At 62.9% G+C, this 26,316-nt stretch carries 27 protein-coding genes and 1 pseudogene; 7 read left to right on the top strand and 21 right to left on the bottom strand.

The window, feature by feature from the left end; all coding sequences use genetic code 11:
• Positions 1-171 precede the first annotated feature (171 nt).
• The 3 genes and pseudogenes from dapB to FJ958_RS31450 all read right to left on the bottom strand — a co-directional run bounded on the left by dapB (position 172) and on the right by FJ958_RS31450 (position 3,279).
• A pseudogene (gene dapB / locus FJ958_RS00660) lies at positions 172-950 on the bottom strand (4-hydroxy-tetrahydrodipicolinate reductase).
• Positions 951-959: 9 nt separating this feature from the next.
• Positions 960-3,053: an ATP-dependent helicase gene (locus tag FJ958_RS00655; RefSeq protein WP_140738084.1), complete on the bottom strand. Its 2,094-nt coding sequence runs from the start codon at positions 3,051-3,053 to the stop codon at positions 960-962.
• Between the two features lie 52 nt (positions 3,054-3,105).
• Positions 3,106-3,279: a hypothetical protein gene (locus FJ958_RS31450; RefSeq protein WP_181176243.1), complete on the bottom strand. Its 174-nt coding sequence runs from the start codon at positions 3,277-3,279 to the stop codon at positions 3,106-3,108.
• A 110-nt stretch (positions 3,280-3,389) separates the two neighbouring features.
• On the opposite strand from FJ958_RS31450, the gene FJ958_RS31445 reads away from it, so the two are divergent.
• Entirely contained in the window at positions 3,390-3,551 is a 162-nt protein-coding gene (locus FJ958_RS31445; RefSeq protein ID WP_181176242.1) for a hypothetical protein, read from the top strand.
• Positions 3,552-3,587: 36 nt separating this feature from the next.
• Here FJ958_RS31445 and FJ958_RS00650 read toward each other — a convergent pair whose 3' ends face one another.
• The 4 genes from FJ958_RS00650 to FJ958_RS00635 all read right to left on the bottom strand — a co-directional run bounded on the left by FJ958_RS00650 (position 3,588) and on the right by FJ958_RS00635 (position 7,686).
• Positions 3,588-3,788: a hypothetical protein gene (locus FJ958_RS00650; protein ID WP_140738081.1), complete on the bottom strand. Its 201-nt coding sequence runs from the start codon at positions 3,786-3,788 to the stop codon at positions 3,588-3,590.
• A gap of 289 nt (positions 3,789-4,077) precedes the next feature.
• Positions 4,078-5,244, bottom strand: coding sequence for a M20 aminoacylase family protein (locus tag FJ958_RS00645; RefSeq protein ID WP_140738078.1), 1,167 nt, complete (start codon positions 5,242-5,244; stop codon positions 4,078-4,080).
• A gap of 4 nt (positions 5,245-5,248) precedes the next feature.
• On the bottom strand, positions 5,249-6,481 hold the full coding sequence (locus tag FJ958_RS00640; RefSeq protein WP_140738075.1) for a Zn-dependent hydrolase: 1,233 nt from the start codon (positions 6,479-6,481) through the stop codon (positions 5,249-5,251).
• Positions 6,478-7,686: a diaminopropionate ammonia-lyase gene (locus FJ958_RS00635; RefSeq protein WP_140738072.1), complete on the bottom strand. Its 1,209-nt coding sequence runs from the start codon at positions 7,684-7,686 to the stop codon at positions 6,478-6,480. The genes FJ958_RS00640 and FJ958_RS00635 overlap by 4 nt, the downstream gene beginning before the upstream one ends.
• A 103-nt stretch (positions 7,687-7,789) precedes the next feature.
• On the opposite strand from FJ958_RS00635, the gene FJ958_RS00630 reads away from it, so the two are divergent.
• Positions 7,790-8,269, top strand: coding sequence for an Lrp/AsnC family transcriptional regulator (locus FJ958_RS00630; protein ID WP_140738069.1), 480 nt, complete (start codon positions 7,790-7,792; stop codon positions 8,267-8,269).
• Between the two features lie 80 nt (positions 8,270-8,349).
• On the top strand, positions 8,350-9,492 hold the full coding sequence (locus FJ958_RS00625; protein WP_140738066.1) for an NAD(P)/FAD-dependent oxidoreductase: 1,143 nt from the start codon (positions 8,350-8,352) through the stop codon (positions 9,490-9,492).
• 99 nt (positions 9,493-9,591) lie between these two features.
• Here FJ958_RS00625 and FJ958_RS00620 read toward each other — a convergent pair whose 3' ends face one another.
• From FJ958_RS00620 to FJ958_RS31440, 6 genes are all read right to left on the bottom strand, one after another.
• Positions 9,592-11,715: a molybdopterin oxidoreductase family protein gene (locus tag FJ958_RS00620; protein ID WP_140738063.1), complete on the bottom strand. Its 2,124-nt coding sequence runs from the start codon at positions 11,713-11,715 to the stop codon at positions 9,592-9,594.
• Between the two features lie 91 nt (positions 11,716-11,806).
• Positions 11,807-13,684, bottom strand: a complete 1,878-nt coding sequence (locus FJ958_RS00615; protein WP_140738060.1) for an ABC-F family ATP-binding cassette domain-containing protein — start codon at positions 13,682-13,684, stop codon at positions 11,807-11,809.
• 137 nt (positions 13,685-13,821) lie between these two features.
• On the bottom strand, positions 13,822-14,274 hold the full coding sequence (locus FJ958_RS00610; RefSeq protein WP_140738057.1) for a MucR family transcriptional regulator: 453 nt from the start codon (positions 14,272-14,274) through the stop codon (positions 13,822-13,824).
• 161 nt (positions 14,275-14,435) lie between these two features.
• Complete coding sequence (locus FJ958_RS00605; protein ID WP_140738053.1) at positions 14,436-14,639, bottom strand: hypothetical protein; 204 nt, start codon at positions 14,637-14,639, stop codon at positions 14,436-14,438.
• Positions 14,632-15,570: an EamA family transporter gene (locus FJ958_RS00600; RefSeq protein WP_246679450.1), complete on the bottom strand. Its 939-nt coding sequence runs from the start codon at positions 15,568-15,570 to the stop codon at positions 14,632-14,634. The genes FJ958_RS00605 and FJ958_RS00600 overlap by 8 nt, the downstream gene beginning before the upstream one ends.
• 62 nt (positions 15,571-15,632) lie before the next feature.
• Positions 15,633-16,466 carry a hypothetical protein gene (locus FJ958_RS31440; protein ID WP_181176241.1) on the bottom strand — a complete coding sequence of 278 codons (834 nt, stop codon included), beginning with the start codon at positions 16,464-16,466 and terminating at the stop codon, positions 15,633-15,635.
• 112 nt (positions 16,467-16,578) lie between these two features.
• Between FJ958_RS31440 and FJ958_RS00585 the strand changes: the two genes are divergently transcribed.
• Both FJ958_RS00585 and FJ958_RS00580 read left to right on the top strand, forming a co-directional pair.
• On the top strand, positions 16,579-17,538 hold the full coding sequence (locus FJ958_RS00585; RefSeq protein ID WP_140738050.1) for a LysR substrate-binding domain-containing protein: 960 nt from the start codon (positions 16,579-16,581) through the stop codon (positions 17,536-17,538).
• Positions 17,539-17,603: 65 nt separating this feature from the next.
• Positions 17,604-18,194 (top strand): GNAT family protein, encoded by a 591-nt coding sequence (locus FJ958_RS00580; RefSeq protein WP_140738047.1) that lies wholly within the window; start codon positions 17,604-17,606, stop codon positions 18,192-18,194.
• A gap of 149 nt (positions 18,195-18,343) precedes the next feature.
• Here the strand turns inward: FJ958_RS00580 and FJ958_RS00575 are convergent, their stop codons facing one another.
• Complete coding sequence (locus FJ958_RS00575; RefSeq protein ID WP_140738044.1) at positions 18,344-18,856, bottom strand: DinB family protein; 513 nt, start codon at positions 18,854-18,856, stop codon at positions 18,344-18,346.
• A gap of 65 nt (positions 18,857-18,921) precedes the next feature.
• Here FJ958_RS00575 and FJ958_RS00570 point away from each other — a divergent pair, with 65 nt between their 5' ends.
• Positions 18,922-19,614 (top strand): glutathione S-transferase family protein, encoded by a 693-nt coding sequence (locus FJ958_RS00570; RefSeq protein WP_140738041.1) that lies wholly within the window; start codon positions 18,922-18,924, stop codon positions 19,612-19,614.
• Positions 19,615-19,683: 69 nt separating this feature from the next.
• Here the strand turns inward: FJ958_RS00570 and FJ958_RS00565 are convergent, their stop codons facing one another.
• A complete protein-coding gene (locus tag FJ958_RS00565) occupies positions 19,684-19,944 on the bottom strand; it encodes a DUF2934 domain-containing protein (RefSeq protein WP_140738038.1) in 261 nt (86 codons plus the stop codon).
• 357 nt (positions 19,945-20,301) lie between these two features.
• On the opposite strand from FJ958_RS00565, the gene ndk reads away from it, so the two are divergent.
• Entirely contained in the window at positions 20,302-20,724 is a 423-nt protein-coding gene (gene ndk / locus FJ958_RS00560) for a nucleoside-diphosphate kinase (RefSeq protein WP_140738036.1), read from the top strand.
• Between the two features lie 126 nt (positions 20,725-20,850).
• Here the strand turns inward: ndk and FJ958_RS00555 are convergent, their stop codons facing one another.
• The 6 genes from FJ958_RS00555 to FJ958_RS00530 all read right to left on the bottom strand — a co-directional run bounded on the left by FJ958_RS00555 (position 20,851) and on the right by FJ958_RS00530 (position 26,098).
• Positions 20,851-21,615, bottom strand: a complete 765-nt coding sequence (locus FJ958_RS00555; RefSeq protein ID WP_140738033.1) for a YbaY family lipoprotein — start codon at positions 21,613-21,615, stop codon at positions 20,851-20,853.
• 113 nt (positions 21,616-21,728) lie between these two features.
• Positions 21,729-22,205 (bottom strand): molybdenum cofactor biosynthesis protein MoaE, encoded by a 477-nt coding sequence (locus tag FJ958_RS00550; protein WP_140738030.1) that lies wholly within the window; start codon positions 22,203-22,205, stop codon positions 21,729-21,731.
• Between the two features lie 5 nt (positions 22,206-22,210).
• On the bottom strand, positions 22,211-22,468 hold the full coding sequence (gene moaD, locus FJ958_RS00545) for a molybdopterin converting factor subunit 1 (RefSeq protein WP_140610815.1): 258 nt from the start codon (positions 22,466-22,468) through the stop codon (positions 22,211-22,213).
• 1 nt (position 22,469) lies between these two features.
• A complete protein-coding gene (pgsA, locus tag FJ958_RS00540; protein WP_027026303.1) occupies positions 22,470-23,066 on the bottom strand; it encodes a CDP-diacylglycerol--glycerol-3-phosphate 3-phosphatidyltransferase in 597 nt (198 codons plus the stop codon).
• Positions 23,067-23,270: 204 nt separating this feature from the next.
• Positions 23,271-25,340: an excinuclease ABC subunit UvrC gene (gene uvrC, locus FJ958_RS00535; RefSeq protein ID WP_140738027.1), complete on the bottom strand. Its 2,070-nt coding sequence runs from the start codon at positions 25,338-25,340 to the stop codon at positions 23,271-23,273.
• Complete coding sequence (locus FJ958_RS00530) at positions 25,337-26,098, bottom strand: SDR family oxidoreductase (RefSeq protein ID WP_140738024.1); 762 nt, start codon at positions 26,096-26,098, stop codon at positions 25,337-25,339. Before FJ958_RS00530 ends, uvrC begins: the two co-directional genes overlap by 4 nt.
• Between the last annotated feature and the right edge of the window lie 218 nt (positions 26,099-26,316).

The following is a 26,316-nucleotide window of genomic DNA, read 5'->3' as shown; positions in this document are numbered from 1 at the left end:
GTCCCTCTCTCTCCCATCGCTTCTGCGACAATATGGGGACGCGCCGACAATGGTAATGGCATCAACCTTTCATCCAGCTTTCAAGCCGAAAACGATGGGAAATCTTGCAGATTGGTAAGCCATGACCAGCCAATTTCCACGGCACGTGGCTACATCCGCAACGTGCCCGCCTCAATTGTCCAGCCCCAGCACGTCGCGCATATCGTATTGGCCAGGCGGCCGCCCCGCCACCCAGAGCGCCGCGGCGATGGCGCCACGGGCGAACATGACGCGGTCGCCGGCCGTATGCGACAAGGTAACAAGCTCGCCTTCGGCACAGAAACCGACGCTGTGTTCGCCGACAATGCTGCCGCCACGTGTCACCGCAAAACTGATCTCGCCGGCGGGACACGCGCCGGTGACGCCATCGCGGACGCGCCTTGCGACCGTGTCCAGTTCGATGCCGCGCCCGCCTGCAACAGCCTGACCCAGCATCAGGGCGGTGCCTGACGGGGCGTCGATCTTGTGGCGGTGGTGTGCCTCGAATATCTCGGCGTCCCAATCATCGGGGCCGAGCGCACGGGCTGCTTTCTCGACCAAGGCGACCAGCATGTTGAGCCCGAGCGAAAAGCTGCCCGAGCGGACGATAGCGATCGTTTTTGCAGCGTTGGCGATAGTGGCCAGTTCGGCGGTACCGAAACCGGTCGAGCCGATCACCAGGGCCGGTCCGCCGCGCTCCGCACACAAGCTTGCCAGATCAGCGGACGCGGCCGGCGTGGTGAAATCGATCGCCACATCGGCCATTGCTAGCGCTTGGTCGCGGCTCACCATCCCTTCGCCGACACTGCCCGGGCGGCGGAAGCGCGCTGCGAGCGCCAGCCGCGGATCGGCCTGCACGGGGCTTCCGCCATCTGGCGGCCCATGCGACCCAGCGCGCCGGCGATGGCAATCCTGACCCGCGGTTGCGCCATGGCCTTCGCCTATTTCCACATGCCGCGCATGCGCGCGCCGATGTCCACGCGCACCTCCGGCCGGGGTGCCCTGCCCTGCGCCGCTTGCGCGCCTGGCCACGACATTTGCTGGAACGCACCCAGGATCGAAGCCGGGATGAAGCGGGTGCGCGAGGCGTAGAGATGACGGTCTCCCCGCGCCGCCTGGCCGTGCGGGAAGAAGCGCTGCGGCATGACCAGGTTCAGGTTGTCCTTGGCTCTTGTCATCGCCACGTAGAGCAGCCGGCGCTCCTCCTCGATGTCCTCCTTGGTGCCGACACCGAGATCGGCCGGGATACAGCCGTCGACCGTGTTGAGCACAAAGACGTTCTTCCACTCCTGGCCCTTGGCGGAATGGATGGTCGACAGGATCAGATAGTCCTCGTCGCGATGCGGCGGTCCGGCCTGGTCGCTGGTAGCGTCGGGCGGATCGAGTGTCAGCTCGGTCAGGAAACGCTCGCGCGAGGCATAGCCCGACCCGATCTGCTCGAGCTGCAACAGGTCGGCCCGCCGCGTGATCGCATCCTCGTGGATACGCTCCAGATGCGGCTCGTACCAGAGCCTGACCTGTTCGAGATCAGCCGGCCATTTGGCGCCGGCCCGCAGGCCGGAATAGAGCTCGACGAAGCCCGGCCAGCCATCCGCCGCGCGTTGCGGAGGACGCCATCCGGCCAGACCCATCGCCTCGTCCAGTGCCGTTGTCATGGTCTCGACGATCTGCCCGGCGGCCGAAGGGCCAATGCCGGGCATGAGCTGCAGCACCCGAAAGCCGGCGACGCGGTCGCGCGGATTTTCGGCGAAGCGCAGCACCGCCAGCACATCCTTGACGTGCGCGGCATCGAGGAACTTCAGGCCTCCGAACTTCACGAAAGGGATGTTGCGCCGCGTCAACTCGATTTCGAGCGGCCCACTGTGGTGCGAGGCGCGAAACAGCACCGCCTGCGATTTCAGCGCCGTGCCGGCCTCGCGCTCGGCCAGGATGGTGTCACAAACGAAATTGGCCTGCTCGACCTCGTCGCGCACGCTCACCAGTCTCGGCTTGTCGGCGGATTTACGCTCCGACCACAGGTTCTTGGTGAAGCGTTCCGGGGCCTCGCCGATCACCGCATTGGCGGCTGCGAGAATCGTCTCTGTCGAGCGGTAGTTGCGCTCCAGCAGCACCACATCGGCCGCCTGCGCGAACTGCCGGGGGAAATCGAGAATGTTGCGCACCTCGGCGGCACGGAACGAATAGATCGACTGCGCGTCGTCGCCGACCACCGTCAGCCCGGCCCCGTCGGGCTTCAGCGCCATAAGAATCGAAGCCTGCAGCCGGTTGGTGTCCTGGTACTCATCGACAAGCACATGGTCGTAGCGGCTCCCGAGATGCGTCGCTATTTCCGGCTCTGCCGCCATCTGCGCCCAGTAGAGCAGCAGGTCATCGTAATCGAGCACGTTCTGCGCCTGCTTGGCCTCGACATAACCAGCGAACAGCTGCTTCAGCTGCTCCGCCCAACCGGCGCACCAGGGAAAGGCGGACCCCAGCACCTCGCCGAGCGGCGTCTGCGCGTTGACGGCGCGCGAGTAGATGGCAAGGCAGGTGCCCTTGGTGGGAAAGCGCGCCTCGGTCTTCGAGAAGCCGAGTTCATGGCGCACGAGGTTCATCAGATCGGCGGAATCTTCACGATCGTGGATGGTGAAGGCCGGATCGAGGCCGATCTCCAGCGCATAGTCGCGCAACAGCCGCGCACCGATGCCGTGAAAGGTGCCGGCCCAGGTCAGCGCATCCGTGATCACCGCGGCGTCGCGGCCAAGCACCTCGCCGGCGATGCGCTCGACGCGCCTTGCCATTTCCGCTGCGGCGCGCCGCGAAAAGGTCATCAGCAGGATGCGGCGCGGATCGGCGCCCTTGAAGATCAGGTGAGCGACACGATGCGCCAGCGTGTTGGTCTTGCCGGAGCCGGCGCCGGCAATGACCAAAAGCGGCCCGGCGATCTTGCCGTCACCATGCTCGACGGCCTGGCGCTGGGCGTCGTTCAGTCGGGCGAGATAGGCGGGCTGGGCGGTCGATTCCAGGAAGGTCGAATCATGGGCGGCAAGGTTCATCGCCCATCAAGCATCGTTTCCGCTTTGTTCGCAACACAGAAGCGCCGTGACACTACCGCCTGGGGTCGACACCCATCGCCGCCGATTGGCGGCGCAGTGCTTCTCGATCACTTCTTGGCGCCGGCAACAACAGCGGATCGACGTTACCGGGCACCTCATCGATTATCTTGCGAGCGAGGCGGTAAGCGAGAAAGGCAAAGGTGCCTGCCAGAAGCAAACGAAACATGCGGCGGTTCTCCTTTGATGGAGATCAACCGCAGATATGACGTTTTGTTCCCGACGCGAAATTCGCAACCAAACCGGCACCGCATCGTTGTGAGGCTGGAGGCGATAGCGATGAAAAAGCTAAGATTGGGCCTCGTTCTGGTGGCTTTGATCGTTTCGGCGACTGTCTCGGCTTGCGACAACAAACTGCCGCCGACGAAGGCCCCGGATGCCGGACAGAGCCCTTACGTCGCCGGCAATTCCGTTACGAAAGCAGGCAGTGTCGGCAATTGAGATGGTGTTCCGTACAACAGGATTTGGGCCGGAGCATCAAGGCATCGCCGCGATGCACTCCTCGAGCCGCTCAAGGCGGAACTTCGCATTGCGCAATTCATGCCCTGCTTCATGCCGTTGCTGACGGCCTTGGGCTGGGGACGCCGCCGTCAGGTCTTTTTCGAGCTCGGCGATGCGCGCACGAACCCGGAGGGCCTCCTCCTGACGCAACGCCTTTATCCAGCTCCGCCCGCGCATCTGTTTCCTGCAAGCATCCCCGAAAGTTTGTCGCTTCTATGCCAGCAAGACCCTAACTTCCTGCAATGGCGAACATTCTAAATTTAAGGATTGCTAATTTAGCAAGACAAGAGGCGCGAGGAAGAAGGCCGGCGCCGCTTGGGAGGTAATCTGATAGCGCCGGCCAGGCGGATATCAGGTCCGCCGCGAGACAGAGGCTAGCTGAGTCTTGCCCCTGCGTCATGCGACATCGCGGATTTCCGGCTTTCCCGGGCGTTTTCCCCCGGCAAAAACGCGCCGAATCTATCCATTACCGTACAATCCCAAGCCGTTGCCTGGCGATGGCGACATGGAAATTGGCACCGAACAACAGCCCCTCATCGTTGAAGTCATAGGTCGGATTGTGCAAAGGTGCCGAGGCCTCGCCATTGCCGAGGAAGACGAAGCAGCCGGGCACGTGATCGAGGAAGCGGGCGAAATCCTCCGACGCCGTCATTGGCTCGCGGGCGACCGCGATACTGCCCGCTTCGAAGACGTTCTTGGCGGCGGCGAAGGCCGCGTCGACCAGTTCGGCATCGTTGCGCAGCGCAACGAACTCTCTGGTATAGTTGACCACGGCGGTGACATTGTAGGCGGCAGCGGTGCCTTCGGCGATGACGCGCATCTGGCGTTCGATCTCGGCGCTGACCTCGGGGCGGAAACTGCGCGCGTCGCCGAGGATGCGGGCAAGACCTGGCAGTGCATTGCGGGTGCCGTCGGTAACCAGTTCGGTCACCGAAACCACGGATATGTCGGCAGGGCTCAGGCGACGCGCGACGATGGTCTGCAGATTGACGACCAGCGCACAGGCGGCGACCAGCGTTTCCTGGCCCGAATGCGGCCGCGCGGCGTGGCCGCCCAACCCCCTGAGCACGATCTCGAAATTGTCTTCGGCCGACAGGACCGGGCCGGCACGGGTCTCGAAATGCCCGACGGGCAGGCCGGGCATATTGTGCAAGCCGAAGATCTCGTCGAAGGGAAAGCGCTCCATCAGGCCATCGTCGAGCATGGCCAGCGCGCCCCTGCCCCACTCCTCGGCCGGCTGGAAGATGAAGCGTACGGTGCCGTCGAAACCGCCCGCCTCGGCCAGCAGCTTCGCCGCGCCAAGAAGCATCGTTGTGTGGCCATCATGGCCGCAGGCGTGCATGATTCCGGGATTGCCGGAGCGATATGGCGCGGTGGATTGCTCGGCGATGCGCAGCGCGTCCATGTCGGCCCTCAGCGCGATGGCGCGGTTGCCGCTGCCGCGTTTCAACGTGCCGACGACACCGGTGCCGCCGATCCCCTCGACGACATCGTCCAGGCCGAATTCGCGCAGCTTGGCCGCGACGAAGGCTGCCGTGCGCTTCTCCTCGAAACCGAATTCGGGATGCGCATGCAGGTCATGCCGCCATCCCGTCATCTCGCGCTTCAGTGTTTCGGGATCGAGCCCAGCCATTTCCTCACCCCTCGAACTCGGCAAGTTCGGTGACCACATCAAGCAGGATATTGGCGCCGGCAACAAGCTCGGCATCTTCGGTGTGCTCGCGCGGATTGTGGCTGATGCCTCCGGCGCTCGGCACGAAGATCATCGCCGCCGGCGCAATGCGCGCGATCATCTGGGCGTCATGGCCCGCGCCCGAGGTCATGCGCCTCGAGACAAGCCCGCGCTTCCTCGCCGCGGCCTCGATCAGTTCGACGACTTGCCTGTCGAAGACAACGGGCTCGAAGCGCGCCAGCTTTTCGACCGTCACGGCGATGCCGTCGGCGGCGAGCTGTTCCAGAAAGACCGCCAGCGCCGCCTCCTCCGCCTGCAGGCGCTGCTCGTCGGGATCGCGCAAATCGACGGTGAAGACAGCGCGTGATGGAATGACATTGATGGCGTTCGGCTCGAAGCGCATCGTGCCGACCGTGGCAACCGTTGGCGAGTTGGAGACCGCGGCCCGGTCATGCAGGAAGGTGACCACGCGTGCCGCGGCGTATCCGGCATCGCGGCGCATCGACATCGGCGTGGTGCCGGCGTGGTTGGCGACACCATTGATGGTGATGCGCTGCCAGGAGATTCCCTGCAGGCTTTCCACCGCGCCGATCGGAACGCCTTCGCGCTCCAGGATCGGCCCCTGTTCGATATGCAGTTCGAGATAAATATGCGGCTTGAGAAAGCCCGGTTCGCGATCGCCGGCATAGCCGATGCGGGCCAGTTCCTGCCCAAGCGTGCTGCCGTCGGTCCCGACAGCGGCGAGTGCCGCTTCGACGTCGATGCCGCCAGCATAGACCAGCGAGCCCATCATATCGGGAGAGAAGCGCACGCCCTCCTCATTGGTGAAGGCCGCGACGGCGAGCGGGCGCGACGGCGAAAGGCCGGACGCCTTCAGCGTCTCGATCACCTCCAGCCCGGCGAGCACGCCGTAGCACCCATCATAGATGCCGGCGTCGATGACGGTGTCGATGTGCGAGCCGATGAGCAGTGGTGCCTTGCCTGCATTGTCGGCACTTTGCCAGATGCCGAAGATGTTGCCGATGCGGTCGATGGCGACATCAAGCCCGGCCTGGCGCAGCCAGCCGACGAAGAGGTCACGGCCCAGCCTGTCCGTGTCGGAGGCGGCCAACCGGATCAGCCTGCCCTCGCCGTCGCGACCAACAGCGCCCAATTCACGGATGCGGCCAAGCAGGCGCGGTGCATCGATCGCGATCATGGTGTTGCCTCGGCAGCCAGCTTGCCGGCCAGTACGTCGGCCGGGTTCGTGCCGACCAGTTCGGCATAACGTTGCGGGTCGGTGGCGCCCTCGGTGTTGATCACCAGGACGCGGGAGTTGCCGTCGAGCCCGAGAACCATCTTGTTTTCGGCCACCGCCCGCATCAGTCCGGCGAGGCCGACGCCACCGCTTTCACCGGCGACGATCGCCGGATCGCTGCCGGCCGGCCGTGCCAGCCGGCGCATCACCGCGATGGCGTCATCCTCGTCCACGGTCATGAAGGCGTCGGCGGTGCGTGCCAGCACGCGCCAGGCGACTTGCGAGGCTTCATAGCATTCAAGCATGGCCATCACCGTCGGCCGGTCGTGCGCCACCTTGACCACGCGCCCTGCCTGGGCAGCCGCGAGAACGCAAGCGGCGCGCGACGGCTCAACCACGGTGAAAATCGGCCTGGCGTCGCCGAGCACGATGGCCAGATGGCCGGCCACCGCGGCGGCAATGCCGCCGACACCCGCCTGGACGAAAACGTGGGTTGGCGGTTCCCGGAGCTGGCGCAGCGCTTCGCGCACGATCGCGGTATAGCCTTGCATCACCAGGCCAGGGATGCGCTCATAGCCCGGCCACGACGTATCCGACACCACGGTCCAGCCTTTGTCGGCCGCGACCTTCGCGGCTTGCCTGACCGAATCGTCATAGTTTCCATCGACACGCACCATCTCCGCACCGTAGCGGGCTATTGCCGCAATCCGCTCCTGGCTGACACCGGAATGGACAAAGATCACGGCCTTGGCACCGGCAAGCTCAGCGCCTTGCGCGACGGAACGGCCGTGATTGCCGTCTGTGGCACAGGCAACCGTCATCGTCGCGGCGACAGCCCGTACATCGGGTCGATCGAGATCACCGACATCGACAGGGCCGCCAAGCCGCTTCTCCGCCTCCTCCAGCACAAGGCGGAATACGGCATAGGCGCCACCCAGCGCCTTGAAGCTGCCGAGGCCGAGACGAAAGCCCTCATCCTTGACATGCAAGGCACCGAGACCGAGTTCGGCAGCCAGCGCCGGCAGCGCGTGCAGCGGCGTTGTCAGGTGATTGTCGCGATGAGCAAGAAAGTGCTCGACGATGTCCGCCCCAGCGACCCCAAGCGTTTCGGCATCGGCGGCGATGAGTGGCTGGCGGTGCATGGCATTGCGATTGAGCAGGAACACTGGCGCTCTCCTTTGGCGGTTGCCGAGAATATATTGCAGGATCGGCGCAAAAAGCGCTGTAATTGACCCTCCAGAACGCAAGTTTGTTTCGCCAGGATGTCCATTGCCTCCATCGCCCCTCTCACTCGACAGCTTCGATCTCGCCATCCTTGCCATCCTGCAGCGGGACAACACCACGCCGCAGCGACTGATCGGCGGAGCGGTCAACCTGTCGGCACCGGCGGTGCAGCGCCGCATCAAGCGTATGGAGCAGACCGGCGTCATTGCAAGCAATGTCGCGGTGGTCGATCCGGCGGCGGTCGGCCAGCCGATCACCATCTTCGTCGAAGTGGAGCTCGAGAGCGAACGCTCCGAGCTGATCGACGCGGCCAAGCGGCAGTTCTCGGCGGCGGCTGAAGTGCAGCAATGCTACTATGTGACTGGTGAGGCCGACTTCATCCTCGTCATCACCGTGGCCGACATGGGCGCCTATGAGGCGCTGACGCGAAAGCTGTTCTTCGGCGGCAACAATGTCCGCAAGTTCCGCACCTTCGTGGCCATGGATCGCGTCAAGGTGGGGCTGACGGTGCCGTTGCCGGATTGAACCTTGCCGGACGCAGCTGAAGCGAGGCTCTGCCATGCTTTTGACATGCTCCGGACGCGAATTGTGCAGTGGAGGCGCGCTTGGACGACACCACCCCAGTTGCGATCATCGGTGCCGGGCCGGCGGGCCTGGCTGTTGGCGCATGCCTGCGGCAGGCTGGGGTTGACTTCATCCTTCTCGAAAAAGAGCAGCAGGCCGCGCCCGCCTGGCGGCGCCATTACGAGCGCGTCCATCTGCATACAACCAAGCGCTATTCGTCGCTGCCCTTCGTGCCCTTCCCCAAGCACTATCCACGTTATGTACCGCGCGATCTTTTCGTCGAGTATCTCGATGCCTATGCGAAGCGGTTCGACCTCAAGCCCCGCTTCGGAGAAACGGTGAAGGCGATCACCCGGGAGGGTCGCGGCTGGCGTGTGGACACGACATCCGGCTCGCTGGGCGCCAGGCATGTGGTGATCGCCTCAGGCTACAATGCCGAACCCTTGCGGCCCGGATTTGCTGGCATCGACACATTCAAGGGCCGGACACTGCACAGCGCCGACTACCGCAATGCCGAGCCTTTCGCCGGCCGGTCGGTGCTGGTCATCGGCATGGGCAACACGGGCGCCGAGATTGCGCTCGATCTGGCGGAAAGCGGCGCACGACCGACGATTTCCGTGCGTGGCGGCGTTCATATCGTGCCACGCGAACTGTTCGGCGTGCCTATCCAAATGGTCGGCATGGCGACGCGCCTGGGGCCGCGACGCCTCAACGATGTTCTTTTGCCCATCATCCTCGACCTGGTGATGGGCAGGCTGGAGACATATGGGCTCAAACGGCCGAGACAGGGACTGCTGGAACAGATTGCGATCGCATCGCGCATACCGGTGATCGACGTGGGCACCATCGGCAAGATCCGGGAAGGCGCGATCAAGGTTGCGCCCGATATCGCAGAGATCTCGCAACGCGGCGCCCGTTTTGCCGACGGCAAGCACAGCGAATTCGACACGATCATCTTCGCCACCGGTTTCCGGCCGGGCTATGCCAAATTCCTGGAGCCCGGCATCCAGCCAGACCGCAGCGGCGTTACCGCGCAAGCTTCGGATCTCGGCCTTTACCTTGTTGGTTTCCACAACGCAGTCACCGGATTGCTGCGCGAAATCGGGATCGAAGCGCAGGCGATCGCCGACGACGTCCGGCTCCGGCTGAACAGGAAAAAGGCCGCCGAAATCTTGCCGGTGTGATTTGGCGCATTACGGCCGCGCTTTGCCTTCTCAATCCACGAGGCGCCCTGTCTTCAGCATCATGCCGAGGATCCTCGACAGCAAAAGCATTTGACGGTTTCAGCCGGCGCCGAGTTCTTGCGCCTTGCGCAGCCAGACCTTGTTGTCGTGGAAGGCCGCACCACCATAGGGCGCCGGCGCGTCGGCGCCGGTCAGCACGTTGATGCCCTCGCCGCGCTCATGCGCGCTGTTTGGCCAGATGCCTTCGGCGATCACCACGCCGCGTTTGATGCCGTCGAACAATCTGGCGTGCAGCACCACCTCACCACGCTGGTTGCCGATCTCGACACGGTCGCCCTCCGTCAGCCCGTGAGCGGCGGCATCGTCGGGGTGGAGAAGCAGTTCCGGACGGCCTTCCTTGGCTTTCGATATCGGCGTTTCCGAGAATGTCGAGTTGAGGAAATTGCGCGCCGGTGAGGTCGTCAGCCGGAACGGATGCGCCTCGTCCGCCACCTCGATCAGGTCGACATGGTCGGGAAATTCAGGCAAGCGTTCCACGGGGCCAAACAGTCCCATGCTCCTCGGCGGCCGGTTGGGGGCCGGCTGGCCGGTCCAATCGGCGCGGAAGCGGAATTTTCCGTCGGGATGGCCAAAGCCCCTGATGTAATGGGCGGTCTCGAAGTCCGGCTGCAGATCGACCCACTTCTGTTCCTTCAAGCTGTCGAAGCTGCCCAGCCCGCGCTTGCCGAGAATGATGTCTATGTGCTGCTGCTCGGTAAGACCAAAGCCCGGGCGGTCGGCGACGCCCAGGCGCTCGGCCAGCTGCTCGATGACAAAATGATTGGTTCGCGGCCCTTCCGGCGGCTCGATCAGTTTGGGGCCGAGCGTGATGTGCTGGTTGCCGCCGCCCTTGTAGAGATCGTCGTGCTCGAGGAACATCGTCGCCGGCAGCACGACATCGGCAAGCTTGGCCGTATCGGTCATGAATTGCTCATGCGCGCAAGAGAACAGGTCGTCGCGCAGGAAGCCCTGTTTCACCAGCCGCTGCTCGGGCGCGACATTCGCCGGATTGGTGTTCTGGATCAGCATCGCCGTTACCGGCGGGCCGCCATAGAGCGCATCGGTGGCGCCGGTCAGCACCGGACCGATGCGCGAATGATCGAGATAGCGGATGGAGGGATCGCGCATGCGCGTGCCCTCCAGCACCTCCTGGTTGAGCTTGAAGATGCCGGAATTGGAATGAAAGGCGCCGCCGCCCTCATATTGCCAGCTGCCGATGACAGCGGCGATGCAAGACGCGGCATGCATGTTGACCGCGCCATTGCGCTGGCGGGCAAAGCCGTAGCCAAGGCGGAAATAGGTCTTTTTCGTCGTGCCGACGAGACGGGCGAAGGCCTCGATCTCGGCCACGGAAAGACCGGTGATGCCTGCCGCCCACTCCGGTGTCCTGGGCTTGAGATGTGCTTCCAGCCCTGCGGGGTCGTCGGTGTATTTTTCGAGATAGGCACGGTCCGCCAGACCTTCCCTGAACAGAACGTGCATGACCGCGCACGCCAGCGCGCCATCGGTGCCGGGCTTTAGGATCAGGCCCATGTCGGCCTGCTTCATGGTCGCGTTTTCATAGACGTCGATGACGACGATTTTGGCGCCGCGTTCCTTGCGCGCCCTTATGGCGTGAGTCATCACATTGACCTGTGTGACCACGGCATTGGTGCCCCAGATCACCACGCAGTCGGATTTCGCCATTTCGCGGGGGTCGGGACCGCGCAGCGCACCCGCTCCCATCATCCAGCCGGTCCAGGCCAGATTGGTGCAGATCGAGCCGAAGAAGCCGGAGTATTTCTTCGCATGCCGCAGCCGGTCGATGCCGTCGCGCTGCACCAGCCCCATCGTGCCGGCGTAATAATAGGGCCAGACCGTCTCCGAGCCGTATTTCTCCTCGGCAGTAACGAACTTTTCGGCGACCAGATCGAGGGCGGCCTCCCAACTCGCTTCCTTCCAGACGCCGTCGCCCTTGGCGCCGGCCCGCACCAGAGGCTTCAGCAGCCGTTCGGGGTGATGGACGCGGTCGGCATAACGCGCGACCTTGGCGCAGACGACGCCTGATGTGTAGGTGTTGGCCTTCGCGCCATGGACGCGGCCGATGCGGTAGCCATCGAGCAGTTCGACCTCGAGCGCGCAGGTCGACGGGCAATCATGCGGACAGGCCGAATAGCCGATCCTGAGCTTGGCGTGCTGGTTCATGGCGTTTGTCTAGCGGGTTTCGGGCACGGCGTGTAGAGCCAGATGGCGCGTTCCCTTCTCCCCTTGTTTGTGGGAGAAGGAAGAGGCTCCCCTACTCCGCCGTGCCTTCCTCGTACTCGGCCGACATGGTGAGCCACTTCTCCTCGTGGCCGGCGAGCGTGTGGGCCAGTTGCGAACGCTCCTTGGCCAGCCGTGTCGCGGTCGACGGATCCTTTTCGTAGATCGCCGGGTTGGCCAGTTCGTCCTCGATGCCGTCGATGCGCTTGCGGATGCGATCCATCAACGCTTCGGTGGCGCGGATTTCCTTGGCCAGGGGCTCGAAGGCGGCGCGGCGCTGGGCCGCCTCGCGGCGGCGGTCGGCCTTTGACGCCTTGTCGGCCTCGCGCCGCTCGCGGCGGTCGCCGGACACGCCGGTGACCAAAGTCTTGTAATCTTCCAGGTCGCCATCATACGGGTTGACCGCGCCGTCCTTGACCAGCCAGAGCCGGTCGGCGGTCGCTTCCAGCAAATGGCGGTCGTGCGAGATCAGGATCACGGCGCCGGGAAATTCATTGAGCGCGTGGATCAGCGATTCGCGGCTGTCGATGTCGAGATGGTTGGTCGGCTCGTCGAGGATGAACAGGTTCGGGCCCTCGAAGGCCGACAGCCCCATCAGAAGCCGCGCCTTCTCGCCGCCCGAGAGATCCTTGGCGGGTGTGTTCATCTTCTCGGTCGACAGACCGAACTGGGCGACACGGCCGCGCACCTTCGATTCCGGCGCCTCCGGCATCAGCCGTCGGACATGCTCATAGGCATTTTCCTCCGGACGAAGGTCGTCGAGCTGATGCTGGGCAAAGATCGCCACTTTCAGCCCGGGCGCCACCGTCATGGTGCCGGTCTCCTGCTTGAGCCGGCCGGACAGCAGCTTGGCGAAGGTCGACTTGCCGTTGCCGTTGGCGCCAAGCAGCGCGATGCGGTCGTCGGCATCGATGCGCAGCGTCATCTTCTTGAGGATCGGCTGGCCCTCGGTATAGCCGACATTGACGTTGTTCAGCGCAACGATCGGCGAGGCCACCGTCTTGACCGGTTCCGGGAAGGAGAACGGCCGCACCGTATCGTTCACGATCGCCGCGATCGGCTTCATCTTTTCCAGCGCCTTGATGCGCGACTGCGCCTGCCTGGCCTTGGAAGCCTTGGCGCGGAAGCGTTCGACGAAGGACTCCATGTGCTTGCGGGCGGCCTCCTGCTTGACGCGGCCCTTCTCCTGCAATTCCTTCTGTTCAGTGTATTGGCGCTCGAACTGGTCATAGCCGCCGCGCCAGAAGGTCAGCTTTTTCTGGTCGAGGTGTACGATCGAGTTGACGGCGCGGTTGAGCAGGTCGCGGTCGTGCGAAATCAAAAGCACGGTGTGCGGATACTTCGACACGTAATTTTCCAGCCATAGCGTGCCTTCGAGGTCGAGATAGTTGGTCGGCTCGTCGAGCAGCAGAAGATCGGGCTCGGAAAACAGCACGGCGGCCAGCGCCACGCGCATGCGCCAGCCGCCGGAGAAGGACGAAGCCGGGCGGCGCTGTGCCGCATCATCGAAGCCGAGCCCAGCCAGGATGGTGGCCGCGCGGGACTCCGCGGAATGGGCGTCGATGTCGGCCAGCCGCATATGGATATCGGCGATCCGGTGCGGATCGGTCGCCGTCTTTTCCTCTTCGAGCAGAGCCGTGCGCTCGACATCGGCCTTGAGCACGATTTCGATCAGCGGCTCCTCGGTGCCGGGTGCCTCCTGCGCCACCTGGCCGATGCGCGTGCTCTTCGGCAGGCTGATCGAGCCGGTCTCGGAGGGAAAATCGCCGGTGATCGCCTTGAACAGGGTCGTCTTGCCGGTGCCGTTGCGGCCGACAAGGCCGGCTTTGGTGCCGGCCGGCAAAGTCAGCGAGGCGTGGTCGAGAAGCAGGCGCCCCGCCATGCGGAGTGAAAGGTCGTTGATGATCAGCATGGCGGCGCTTTTGCACCGGACATCAACGCTTCGCAAGGCCTTGCGGGCCAGTTGAACGCACAAGGCCCAAAAACGGCGCGCGCGATTGCGCCGTCAGGGCAGCCGCTCAGTGGCTTGCCATACTGGCCAGCAGACCCTCAGGCGGTCGCCTTGCCACGCTTCGTCGCCTTGGCCACGGTGGCCGGCGCCGCGGCCGGCTTGCGGCCAAGTCCCGTCGACTTCGCGAGCGCGGACCTGGTGGCCGAATAGTTCGGTGCGACCATCGGATAGTCCGGCGGCAGACCCCATTTGGCCCGATAGTCATCCGGGCTCAGGCCATAGTCTGTCCTGAGGTGTCGCTTGAGCGACTTGAACTTCTTCCCGTCCTCCAGGCAGATAATGTAGTCGGGAAACACCGACTTTTTCGGGTTTACAGCCGGAACCAGGCTTGGGCTTTCCGCGACAGCCGCACCAGCCAGTTTTCGAACCGAGGCGCTGACACTGGCGATCAGGTCAGGCAGGCCGGAGACCGGAAGCGGATTGTTGCCGACATAGGCCGAGACAATATCGGCCGTAAGCTCGATAACGGTCTTATCCTCGATATTTGACAATTCTTTCACCCTATTTGCGACAAAGTCATCCACCCCATAGAAGACTTTTGTCGATGTATCGCCTGAACCGCGTCCCCCAACGGACCGCCCAGTCCCAAAACGAATCAAGACTTGACGTCAACTATTTTTATGGGAAATCGACATCGGGCAAATTAGAAAATCTAATACTTCAAGGCAGCAGACTTGGTTGTGCGGCCGTCAGCCAATATCTCAAGAATACGCCTCCAACGGGCACAACGCGCGAAATCCTTCTGCTCGATCGCCTTTTCAGCCTTCATCGCCGCGTAAAGTGGCGCCTCGGCGCCAAATTCCTTGATCAGCCAGTGCGCTTCCCTGCGGGCCAGACGTTCGTTGTCGTCAAACATGATTTTCGGCCTCCGAACGCTCCACACCGACGGCAATACAACTGCCAATGACAAGGATCGCGCCGGCGATGGCCGTCATCGTGAGCCGTTCGCCGGACAGGACCAGAAGCAGTGTCGAAGCGATCGGGGTGAGATAGGCGATAACCGCGACCTTGCCGCGATCCTCGAGCTTCAAGGCCCGCGACCAGAAATAATAACCCAGGCCCATCGGGCCAGCACCAAGATAGAGCCCAAGCGCAAGGTCGGCAGCAGCGGGCAAGGTTGCGCCGTCATGGATGCACCACAGCAATGTCACGGCCACGCCGATCAATGAGGACGGCAGCAAAAGACGGTCCGCTGAGACGGCGAGCCGCCCCACCAGGATCGAATAGAAGGCCATGCACAGCGCCGATCCGAAGGCGGCGAGATAGCCGACAAGGTTGCCCTGAAACCAGGAATGGCCGCGCCCGCCCGAGATGACAAGCACGACGCCGGCAAACCCAAGGGCCGCGGCAAGGCCCAGCACCGTGGGTCGTTGCGGGTTCTCGAACGCGATCACCGCCGCCGCGACCATCAGGGGCCAGGTGTAGGCGACGAGGTTCGCCTCGATCACCGACATCGAGGCGAAGGCCACATATTGCAGGATCATCGTGCCGACGAGACCGACGAAGCCGACCACGAATGGCGCCAGTGCCGCGACGAGACCCGCATGGCGCGGCATGGCGGGTTCCCGCGCGGCGCCGATCAGGCGGATCAGGGCGAAGACCATGGTCGCGCCGCAGAACTGCAGGCATTGCACCAGCGACACCGGATGACTTGCCAACAGCGTCTTGCCGACCAATGCGTTGGTCGCCCAAAGTGCGACCGCGCCAGCGGCGAAGGCCAGGGCCAGCCTGGAGCCAGGCCGGTTCCGCGCAGGCCGAGACAGGCGCCCTTCCTGTCTGTCAGCCACGGCCGACCCCCGGCTCATCGAGGCAAGGGGCGGCTGCGGCCGGACGGAGCCATGATGGCTGGTCACCACGATTCCCTTGCACCGCCGGGGAACGGCGCCTCGGGCGGCACCGGCATGGGGCGCTCTGCCTCGAAGCGGCGATAGGCGGGCAACTGGTTGGTCCAGACGTCTTCGGCCAGCTCGTTGACCCACTCGCGGTCGTGATCGTTGTCTGCGGCAAGGTAGAACATTCTGTTGTCGTCGACATAGGGCTTGGCGACCGAGCGTTGATTGAGCACCAGGGTGACACGCTCGCCGAACTGGATCGGCGCAGTGCGATGCAGGACGCCAAGGAACTGCCCGAGTGTCGCGTAGTGCATCTTGTGGTCGATGCGCATGATGCGGTTGCGCGGGATCTCGCGGCCGGATTCAAGGATGGCGCGACCGGTTTCGGAGTCGTCGCAATAAATTTCGAGATGCCCGCCGACCAGCGGATCGCTGATCGACAGCGGAATGAGTTCGGTGACCGGAACGCCGTCGCAATGCCATTCGACGGCGCCGTCCCTGGGATTCATGAAGGTGACGGTCGAGCCGACGATCGACAGCGGATAGGGCTCCAGCTTCGTGCCCATCATGTCGGACAGGCGTTCCAGGCGGAGCTTATCGTGCAGCAACTCCCTGATTTCGGGGATGAAACGGTCGGCGCCGGTGATGAAAGTCAGATCGAGGTGCTTGTGCACGGCGTGGCTGGCCTTGAGCTTCAGCGCAGCCTCCTCGATTGCCGCAAGCAGCGCCGGGTCATAGCCATGCCGATACTGCGCGACGCCGAAACTCGACACTTTCCAGGCGGTTTCGTGGCCGATGATGGCCTCGCGGCTCATCGCATAGCGCAGCTCGGGGATGGTATGTGCGTTCATTGTACTTCTCCAAGTGGGGGGCAAACACTTGGTAAACAGTCGATTAAATTAGCACCCCCTGTAAAATTAGGAATGCTGGTGCTAGTGTAAGCCCAGCTTAAGGTCGAAAACCGTGCGTCTGCTCAGTCAGGTCAACCTCAATTCGCTGAAAATCGTGGAAAGTGCTGCACGGCACGGGAATTTCACGCGTGCTGGCGAGGAGCAGTTCATCACCGCTTCGGCGGTCAGCCAGCGTGTCAAGAGCCTGGAGGACCAGCTGCGATTCAAGATATTCCAACGCGGTGGCAATGCCGTGTCGTTGACGCCGGAGGGCGAAACCTATGTCTCGCGCGTTCGCGAGGCGCTGGAGCGGATCGTCGCTGCCAGCATGGAAGCAACCGGGCAATCGCAGGAACATGTGCTGAAGATATCCGTGCTACCGACCTTTGCCGCGCGCTGGCTGTTTCCGCGCCTGCCGCTTTTCCAGCGGCAATATCCCGATATCGTGATGCGGGTCTCGACCTCATACGCGACGCATGAGTTCACGACCTCGGATTTCGATCTCGAAATCCGCTATGGCGACGGCCATTTCAACGGGCTGCCGTCCGATCTGCTGTTTCGGGAAGACCTGACACCGGTGTGCAGCCGCAAGCTGTTCCGTGAGGTTCTCGGCGACAGGCCGCTGTCAAAGGTGACACCGGACGATCTCAAGCACTTCACGCTGCTGCACTCCGACACCTGCACCCAGAACTGGCAATCCTGGCTTGGTTTCGCCGGCGCCAGCTTCGTGCTCAGCGAGACCAAAAGCATCTATTTCGACTCGTGCATGATGTCCTACGAGGCGGCCAACGCCGGAATGGGTTTTGCCGTCGCCAACCGCGCCTACATGGCCAGCGACATCCACGCCGAGAGATTGGTGGCTCCCTTCGCCGTCCATCATCCGAACACGGCCGGTTGGTATTTTGTTTCCCCCCACAAGAGCCTTGCCGCACGCAAGGTGCTGCTCTTCAAACAATGGGTCATGGCGGAGGCGGCTCTGACGCAATCCCAATTAGACAGTGACATCAGCGAGCTGGCTTTGGAGACTGCCTGAAATTGGAATCCGCCCTCGATTTGTCTCCCGATGACCGCCGGCCAGAGAATCGAGGACCATTGGAAATGGATATCCACTCCAGGCAACTCGCCCTGGTCGGTGAAATTGTTGAACTGAAACCCCTGCAGCCGGCGCATTCGCAGGGACTTGTCTGTGCAGCCGCCGACGGTGAGCTGTGGAACCTGAAAGCCACCGTGGTCCCCGGGCCAGCCACGATCGATGGCTATGTTGCCAGCGCTCTGACTGGACGACAGGCCGGGACTGTCATGCCCTATACAATCATCCTGCGCGGCACAGGAGCGATCTGCGGGAGCACACGGTTCTGGAAGATCGACCGGACGAATAGGAAGTTAGAGATTGGGCACACCTGGCTCAGCCGTTCGGTTCAGCGATCGGGCGTGAATACCGAGGCCAAATACCTTCTCTTGGCTCATGCATTTGAGGTGATGGGATGTGTTCGCGTGCAATTCACCACCGACGAACTCAACGAAGCGTCGAGAGCCGCTATTTTGAGAATAGGGGCAAAACAGGAAGGAATCGTTCGCAATGAGCGGATCATGCCGGATGGGCGAAAGCGCAATTCCGTCCGGTTCAGCATCATCGATTCCGAATGGCCTGATGTGAAGGCCATGCTGCGGCAAAAGATGCGGCGATAGTCGGCGCGGGCCATTCACCTTCTGACGTAAACGAAAACGATCCAAAGCGCGTCGCGTCGAAGCGGATTCATGCAACGCGCTTGAGGTCTTTGTTTTTAAGCATGTCGTTCTCCCAAAACCGAGATCACTTTTGGGCGACATGCATTGGATCAGGCAAAGGCCCTTCCCTCTTCAGTCCGCTGGAAATGCGCCAGGTCGAGCGGCACGGAAGGGCGGCCGAGAACCGTCAGGATCATATGCGCCTGGCCGCGATGATGGGTCTGGTGGTTGAAGACATGAGCCAACGCTGGCGCCAGGCGTTGCGAGACGGTGCGCATGTCCGATACGGTCATGTAGGTGAAGCGGCCCGAGAGCGCCTTGTCGCCCAAGCCGCCGAGCCAGTCGATGATCCGCCGGTCCTCTGCCTCGCGCGCCGACCGCAGCTTGGGCAAGCCCCGGTGCAGTATTGCATCCAGCGCCGTCGGCGCATCGCCTTCGCCGGTGAAGCGCTTCATCCAGATCCGATCGGCGGCGAGCAGATGGTTGAGCGTGCCCATCAGCGAGCCAAAGAAGGCGCCGACATGGCGATTGAATTCCTCTTCATCGAGATCGGCGGCGGCATCATAGATGCGGCCATTGGCCCATTGATTGTACGCCGCAAACATCATGAAGTGCTGTTTCATCTCTTCTCCCGCCGCCGCGTTTCGGGCATCGGGGCGATACCTAGACCGCAAAGGAGCCGACGCCAATGACCATTCTGCTTTATGATCTCGTCGGGCGCGACGAGAACCGTCCGTTCAGTCCGCATTGCTGGAAGGCTACGATGGCGCTGGCCCATAAGGGGCTCGATATCGCGACCGCGCCGACGCGTTTTCTCGAGGTGCCCACCATCGAAGGCGGCGTTTCGAAAACCCTTCCGGTGATCCGCGACGGCGACAAGGTCGTCATCGATTCCTTCGCTATCGCACTCTATCTCGATGAGGCCTATCCGGATCGTCCCACGCTTTTTGGCGGCGATGGCGGCAAGGCGATGGCGCGGTTCATCGAACGCTGGTCGCAATCGACCATCCACCCCTATGTGACCACCGCGGCGATCGTGGATCTGCATGCCATGCAGGACGAGACGAATGGCGCGTATTTCCGGCAAAGCCGGGAACAGCGCCTGGGCAAGAAACTGGAAGAGGTGAAGGCTGCGCGCGAAGCCGGGCTCGGCACTTTCAGGGCTTCGCTGGAGCCGTTACGCTCGGTGCTGAGCCACCAGCCATTCATCGGCGGTGCCTCGCCGCTGTTTGCCGACTATATCGTCTTCGGCGCGCTGCAATGGGCGCGTATCGCGACGCCCTATCAGCTGCTCGACGACGGCGACGTGGCGGCACAATGGTTCGACCGCTGCCTCGACCTGCATGGCGGGCTCGGGCGAAAGGTCGCCGCAGCGGCCTGACGCCCGACCTGCCGCAAGGCAAGCGCGGTCACTGTGCCGTCAAAGAGCCGGCAGCGGAGACAGCCAGGCCTACTTGGCTGTCTTTTTTGGCTTGCTGGTCTTCTTGGCGGCCTTCGCCTCCTTGGACGCGGCTTTTGCCTTGACAGCGCCAGTTGCCTTCTTGGCGGGCTTTTTGGCTGCCGACGACGTTCCCATGGCATCTTCCCGGTCGATGTCGGCTGCCGCCTGATGCCAGTGGCGTTCGTGCTGGCCGGCCGGCTGCCCCTCTTCCTGCCAGATCTCATGGGCTCGGTTGCGAATGCGCTCCTGACGATCGTCTGCCATGGTCATAGTGTCTCCATTCGGGCCGACTTCAGCGCGGCGCCGAGATGCGACTATAGCAAGCAAAGCCTGATATTACAGCCATTTGGTCTCAACTTGCCGCGCAGCTCGTCGGCATCGATCCGACATTCAACCCGCCGCATGGCTGCCCTTCGCTGTCGCTCCCTGCCCCTCGGGCGCTCAAGTCCTTTGAAAGGTCCACCGGACCTTTCAAATACCATTCGTCATTCGGAAAGCCAGGCAATCGGCTTTCCGTCCGTTTGGCGGACCATGCCTCTTCCCTTTGGCCTCACCCCTTGGCAATGGGCCGGGCGGCTTGTATAGAGCCCGCCACTCTCCATTCCATTCTCCAGACAAGGACGACCCATGGCGCTCGAACGCACCTTCTCGATGATCAAGCCGGACGCAACGCGGCGCAACCTCACCGGCGCCATCACCAAGATGCTCGAGGACGCCGGCCTGCGCGTCATCGCGTCGCGCCGGGTGTGGATGAGCCGCCGTGAGGCGGAAGGTTTTTATGCCGTCCACAAGGACCGTCCGTTCTTCGGCGAACTGGTGGAGTTCATGTCGTCGGCGCCGACGATCGTCCAGGTTCTGGAGGGCGAGAATGCCATTGCCAAGAACCGCGAAGTGATGGGCGCCACCAATCCGGCCAACGCCGCCGAAGGCACCATCCGCAAGGTGCATGCGCTGTCGATCGGCGAGAATTCGGTGCACGGCTCCGACGCGCCGGAAACCGCCGCGCAGGAGATCAGGTACTGGTTCTCGGACACTGAAATCGTCGGCTGAGCCGACAGCCCATATCGCAAATCATGATAAAAGGCCGGCGAAATGCCGGCCCTTTATCGTATAAGGATGTCGTCCCAAGCTCCCCGGCGCGCCTTATATGAGTTCGTACTGGAGCAAGGTGGGAATTCAGCTTGCAGCGCTGAAGCGCAGAATTTCGCGACCGTCCTTGTCGGCAATGGCGAGTTTTCCGGCATCGACCCTGTATGACGCCGCCTTGGCCAAGGCATCGAACAACGCCTTTTCCTCGGCCATCACCTCGGGCGCGCAGGCCTTGTAGGTCGACCCGATGCCGCTGATCGCGATTGCCTGGCCATCGACCTTCGCCGTGGCGAAATAGTTGTTGCACGGGCCGCTGCCGCCGGCCTTGCCGGCCTCGCTGACCTTGAACGTCACCTGCGGCGCGGTGATGGCGCCGACGCCGTCGATATAGTCCACCACCCAGAGCTGATCAAAGACGGAAGCCGCCGGCTCGCCACTCGGCGCGACCATCTTGAGCATGATGGTCTGGGGCGCGTCGGTCAGCGGATCGAGCTGGTGGCGCACATCGGAAATGAACATCAGCCTGCCGTCGACGGTGATGCGGGCCTGCAGGACGTAGGTCATCTGTGACCGGATGACGGAAGGGTCGAATTTGATCTCGAAGCTGATCGGCACCTGACCGGCAGGCTTGATCTTCTGTTCGCCGATGATCCTGGCCGGCGCGTCGGCCAGCGAGACATCGGCAAGCTGGACGGAGAGCACGGCACTGGGCGGCAAGGCGATGCGCTCGCGATAGATCACCTCGCCCCTCACCGCCTTTTCGGCGGCCAAGGAGAGTTCAGGCACCGCCAGGATGCCGACGACCAGCGGCACAAAGCCGAAGACGAAGAACTCCGCGAGCCTGTCCAGCATGACCATCTCCCTTGCCACGGGCTGCCAATGCTCCGGGCTGCCGATGCCCGGGCCGACCAACGGTCGTTGAATTGGCCAAAGGATTGCGGTCAATGCATGGCTGCGGCGGGATTTTATTCTGGTGATTTCCAGCGCTGCGCCGCCTTGACGTCGGTTTCCTTGGCCTCGACCCAGCCACCCTCCGAACCGTCAACACGACGCTCCTTCTTCCAGAAGGGAGCACGCGATTTCAGATAGTCCATCAGGAAGTTCGCCGCTTCGAACGCGGCCTGGCGGTGCGCCGAGGCGGCCACCACGAGCACGATATTCTCACCCGGCGCGATCTTGCCATGGCGGTGGATGACCGTGAGGCCCTGCAGCGGCCAGCGCTGAACCGCCTCGGTGGCGATGCGGCCGATCTCGGCCTCCGCCATGCCGGGATAGTGCTCCAGTTCAAGCGCCGCGAGCGCGCCCTGCTCGTCCCGGCAGAGGCCGGAAAAGGTGACCACGGCACCAATGTCGGCGCGGCCTTGCGTGAGCCCGGCGATCTCGGCGGCGACGTCGAAATCCTGGCGCTGGATGCGCACGGTCGGCGCCAGAACGGCCGACATGAGCGTCAGCCTCCCGTCATTGGCGGGAACAGGGCGATCTCGCGCGCGCCGGATATCTTCTCGTGGTGGTCGACATGTTCCTGGTTGATGGCAACACGGATCACGTCGGGATATTGCAGCGCATGCTCATAGCCCTCGCCGCGCGATTGCAGCCAGCGCAAGAGGTCGGCGACCGTCTCAATGCCGACGGGCAATTCGACATCTTCCTCCGATGTGCCGATCCGCTCGCGAACCCAGGCAAAATAGATGAGGCGGGTCGTCATCTCATTCGTCCATGATGTGCTTGAGGCCGGCGCGGAAATAGTCGTAGCCGGTGTAGAGCGTAACGAGTGCCGCGATCCACAGCAGCACAAGGCCGGTCTGCGTGGTCAGCGGGAAGATCTTATCGCCTGCCGGCCCGGCCAGCAGGAAGGCGATCGCGACCATCTGGATGGTGGTCTTCCATTTGGCAAGCTGCGTCACCGGCACCGAGACCTTGAGCGCCGCCAGATATTCGCGCAGGCCGGAAACCAGGATCTCGCGACACAGGATGATGATTGCCGCCCACAACGACCAGCCGGCGATGCCGGCATGACGATCGGTATCCGCCGCCAGCAGCAAAAGGCACGTGGCGACCAGCAGTTTGTCGGCGATTGGATCGAGCATCTTGCCGATGTTGGAGGTCTGCTGCCAGGCGCGCGCAAAATAGCCGTCGAAATAATCTGTGACCGATGCCAGCAGGAAAATGATCAGTGCCGACCAGCGGGCGAAGTCGCTGGATTTCAGATGGCCTTCGAGAAAAAAGCACAGCACGACCAGCGGCACCGCGATAATGCGGGCGTAGGTCAGTATGTTAGGCAGGTTGAACGCGCGCTGGGCCATGTCTTCAAGGACTCTTTCTGCCTGCGTACTCAAATCAGATGCGAATGTGGGGGGTCAACAGGCCAAAATCGATTGGCCAGCCGAAAATAACGGGAAACCTCACACGCTGTCCTAAAACCACACTCCATTTCGGAAAGACGTGCGTTCTTCCCCTTCATACATGTCGCTGTGCCAAAACAACCATGCACATTCGGGTGACATGCATCAGCTCTCATGGAAGTGATTATAGACCAGTTTCGCCACCTGCTCGGAAATGCCGTCGACCTTCCTCAGATCCTCGATTGCCGCGCGGCTGACCGCCTTTGCGGTGCCGAAATGCAGCAGAAGGGCGCGCTTGCGGCTGGGGCCGATGCCAGAGATCTCGTCGAGCGGGCTCTTGACCATTTCCTTTTTGCGGCGGGCCCGGTGCGAGCCGATGGCGAAGCGGTGGACCTCGTCGCGCAGCCGCTGGACGAAATAAAGCACGGGGTCGCGAACCGGCAGCGAGAACGAATCCCTGCCCTTGACGAAGAAGCGCTCGCGGCCGGCGTCGCGGTCCTGTCCCTTGGCGATGCCGATGGCCATGACGCGGTCTTCTATGCCTAGATCCGAGAGGATCTTGCGCACTGCAGTCATCTGGCCCTGGCCGCCGTCGATCAGGATGACGTCGGGCCAGGCCGGGAAGCTGCCGGAGATATCCTCCTCGACGACGTCGCCGTCCGCTTCGTCGGCAGCCGCATTGTCGGCCACGGCATCACCATGTTCCTTGAGCAGCCGCGAAAAGCGCCGCTCCATCACCTCGCGCATCATGCCGAAATCGTCGCCCGGCGTGATCTCGGTCGAGCGGATGTTGAATTTCCGGTACTGGTTTTTCACAAAACCTTCCGGCCCGGCGACGACCATGGCGCCAACGGCGTTGGTGCCCATGATGTGCGAATTGTCATAGACTTCGATGCGCACGGGCGGCTTGGCCAGGCCGAACGTCTCGGCGAAACCGGCAAGCAGCCGGCCTTGCGTCGAGGTTTCGGCCAGCCGGCGGCCAAGCGCCTCACGCGCATTCTGCAAGGCGTTGTCGGTCAGGTCCTTTTTCTCGCCGCGCTGCGGCACCGAGATGGCCACCTTGCGGCCGGCGCGGGTGGAGAGCGCCTCCGCCAGCAGTTCCTGGTCCTCGACACCGTGCGACAGCAGAATGGCGCGCGGCGTCGGCTTGTCATCATAAAACTGCGCCAGGAACGAGCCCAGCACTTCTGATCCCTCCAGCGCGGGATCGGCCTTGGGGAAATAGGCGCGGTTGCCCCAGTTCTGTCCGGTGCGGAAGAAGAACACCTGGATGCAGGTCTGCCCCCCTTCCTGATGAATGGCGAAGACATCGGCCTCGTCGACGGTCGCCGGGTTGATGCCCTGATGGCTCTGCACATGTGACAGTGCGGCCAGCCGGTCGCGATAGATGGCGGCGCGCTCGAAATCGAGGTCTTGCGATGCCTGCTGCATCGCGGTCGAAATCTCGGTCTTCACCTTCTGGCTGCGGCCCGAGAGAAAGTCCTTTGCCTCGGCGACCAACTCGGCATAGCCCTCATGCGAGATTTCGCCCGTGCACGGGCCGGCGCAACGCTTGATCTGGTAGAGCAGGCAAGGTCGCGTGCGGTTCTCGTAGAAGGAGTTGGTGCAGCTGCGCAGCAGGAAGGCGCGCTGCAGCGAATTGATGGTGCGGCCGACGGCACCGGCCGAAGCAAACGGACCGAAATAGTCGCCTTTTCGCGACCGCGCCCCGCGATGCTTGTAGATTCCGGGCGACACATGATCACCGGTCAGAAGAATATAGGGGAACGACTTGTCGTCCCGCATCAGCACATTGAAACGCGGCCGCAATCGCTTGATAAGATTGGCTTCAAGCAGCAGCGCTTCGATCTCGGTGCGGGTGACGACGAACTCCATCGTCGCGGTCTCGCGTACCATGCGGCCGATTCGGGCGGTGTGGAAGCGCCCTTGCGCGTAGTTGGTGACGCGTTTCTTCAAGCTGCGCGCCTTGCCGACATAGAGCACGTCGCCAGCGGCATTCATCATGCGATAGACACCGGGCGCATTGGGCAGCCGCTTGACCAGGGTCTGGATGACCTCGGCGCCGACCCGGCCCTCGGTATCGCCGGCATGCGGTGTCCAGTCGATGGCCGTGAAGGCAACATCCGGGCCGGCCGGTTCGACGATCTCCTCGAGCGCCTCGCCCTCGATGTCGATTTCGGGAGGAAGGTCATCGGCGCCACCGCGCGCCTTGTTCTTATGATCCAGAGGACTCATTCCGTCATGCCTGTCACATCGGGCGTCTGCCATGCAAGATGCTGTCCGCCATCGAGCGCGATCATCTGGCCGGTAACTGAGCGCGCCTCCCAGAGATAGCGAATGGTGGCGCCAAATTCCGGCAATTCCGGGCCGCGCTTCAGAATCAGGCCAGCGACCTGTGCGTCAAAATCGGAATCATTCTGACGCTGATTCTTCAGCGTCGGCCCCGGACCTATCGCATTGACACGGATGCGCGGGCCGAGCGCCTGGGCCAGCATCTCAGTCTGCGTCCATAACGCTGATTTCGACAGCGCATAGGAGAAATAGCGCGGTGTCGGCCGCCAGACGCGCTGGTCGATGATGTTGACGATCAGCCCTTCCTGTCCATCCGGCAAGGACCGGACGAAGTTCCGCGCCAACAGCGCCGGGGTTTTCACATGTATGGCGAAGTGGCGGTCCCAGGCCTGCCAGTCAAAATCCTCGACCGAATCATCGACGAAGAGGGAAGCATTGTTGACCAGAAGCGAGATCGGCCCGAGCGCTGCCTGAGCCTGGCCGATCAGGCCGGCCACATCGGCCATGTCGGTCAGATCGGCGCCGACCGCCACGGCCCTGCCGCCTGCCTGGTTAATCCGCGCCGCCAATGCATCCGCCTCATCATGCGAGCGATTGGAATGGATGGCGACCGCAAAGCCATGGCCAGCGAGATCTTCAACGATCGCCTTGCCGATCCGCTTCGCCCCGCCGGTCACCAGTGCCGCGGTGGCATTGCTCATCGTCTGTCAATCCTCGGTTTCGGCACGAAAAGACGGTGCCGGCAAAATATGGCCTGTCATCTGTTAAATGGCGTTCGCACCTGGGGCAGCATTGTGGCGAAACGGCTGGATGGGCTCTCGAATGCTTCTCGACGAAAGCCAGCCAGAGCCGAATATAGGACGCTGGACTCCTTGTACCAAGCCGTGTGCAGCGTAACACCCTCCGATTGCTGACATTT

The organism is Mesorhizobium sp. B2-3-5, assembly GCF_006442395.1.
Taxonomy (GTDB): domain Bacteria; phylum Pseudomonadota; class Alphaproteobacteria; order Rhizobiales; family Rhizobiaceae; genus Mesorhizobium.
Note: the sequence above shows the minus strand (reverse complement) of the source record. Positions and strands in the feature narration are given on the sequence as shown.

Coding starts and splice junctions, on each gene's coding strand:
- moaD (WP_140610815.1), bottom strand. CDS start 22,468: ATGACGACCCGCCTCATCTATTTTGCCTGGGTTCGCGAGCGGATCGGC.
- FJ958_RS00580 (WP_140738047.1), top strand. CDS start 17,604: ATGGATATCCACTCCAGGCAACTCGCCCTGGTCGGTGAAATTGTTGAA.
- FJ958_RS00615 (WP_140738060.1), bottom strand. CDS start 13,684: ATGCTGATCATCAACGACCTTTCACTCCGCATGGCGGGGCGCCTGCTT.
- FJ958_RS00650 (WP_140738081.1), bottom strand. CDS start 3,788: ATGCGCGGGCGGAGCTGGATAAAGGCGTTGCGTCAGGAGGAGGCCCTC.
- uvrC (WP_140738027.1), bottom strand. CDS start 25,340: ATGAGTCCTCTGGATCATAAGAACAAGGCGCGCGGTGGCGCCGATGAC.
- FJ958_RS31445 (WP_181176242.1), top strand. CDS start 3,390: ATGAAAAAGCTAAGATTGGGCCTCGTTCTGGTGGCTTTGATCGTTTCG.
- FJ958_RS00640 (WP_140738075.1), bottom strand. CDS start 6,481: ATGATCGCGATCGATGCACCGCGCCTGCTTGGCCGCATCCGTGAATTG.
- FJ958_RS00530 (WP_140738024.1), bottom strand. CDS start 26,098: ATGAGCAATGCCACCGCGGCACTGGTGACCGGCGGGGCGAAGCGGATC.
- FJ958_RS31440 (WP_181176241.1), bottom strand. CDS start 16,466: ATGAACGCACATACCATCCCCGAGCTGCGCTATGCGATGAGCCGCGAG.
- ndk (WP_140738036.1), top strand. CDS start 20,302: ATGGCGCTCGAACGCACCTTCTCGATGATCAAGCCGGACGCAACGCGG.
- FJ958_RS00550 (WP_140738030.1), bottom strand. CDS start 22,205: ATGTCGGCCGTTCTGGCGCCGACCGTGCGCATCCAGCGCCAGGATTTC.
- FJ958_RS00605 (WP_140738053.1), bottom strand. CDS start 14,639: ATGTTTGACGACAACGAACGTCTGGCCCGCAGGGAAGCGCACTGGCTG.
- pgsA (WP_027026303.1), bottom strand. CDS start 23,066: ATGGCCCAGCGCGCGTTCAACCTGCCTAACATACTGACCTACGCCCGC.
- FJ958_RS00575 (WP_140738044.1), bottom strand. CDS start 18,856: ATGAAACAGCACTTCATGATGTTTGCGGCGTACAATCAATGGGCCAAT.
- FJ958_RS00555 (WP_140738033.1), bottom strand. CDS start 21,615: ATGCTGGACAGGCTCGCGGAGTTCTTCGTCTTCGGCTTTGTGCCGCTG.
- FJ958_RS00620 (WP_140738063.1), bottom strand. CDS start 11,715: ATGAACCAGCACGCCAAGCTCAGGATCGGCTATTCGGCCTGTCCGCAT.
- FJ958_RS00645 (WP_140738078.1), bottom strand. CDS start 5,244: ATGGCTGGGCTCGATCCCGAAACACTGAAGCGCGAGATGACGGGATGG.
- FJ958_RS00655 (WP_140738084.1), bottom strand. CDS start 3,053: ATGAACCTTGCCGCCCATGATTCGACCTTCCTGGAATCGACCGCCCAG.
- FJ958_RS31450 (WP_181176243.1), bottom strand. CDS start 3,279: ATGTTTCGTTTGCTTCTGGCAGGCACCTTTGCCTTTCTCGCTTACCGC.
- FJ958_RS00570 (WP_140738041.1), top strand. CDS start 18,922: ATGACCATTCTGCTTTATGATCTCGTCGGGCGCGACGAGAACCGTCCG.
- FJ958_RS00565 (WP_140738038.1), bottom strand. CDS start 19,944: ATGACCATGGCAGACGATCGTCAGGAGCGCATTCGCAACCGAGCCCAT.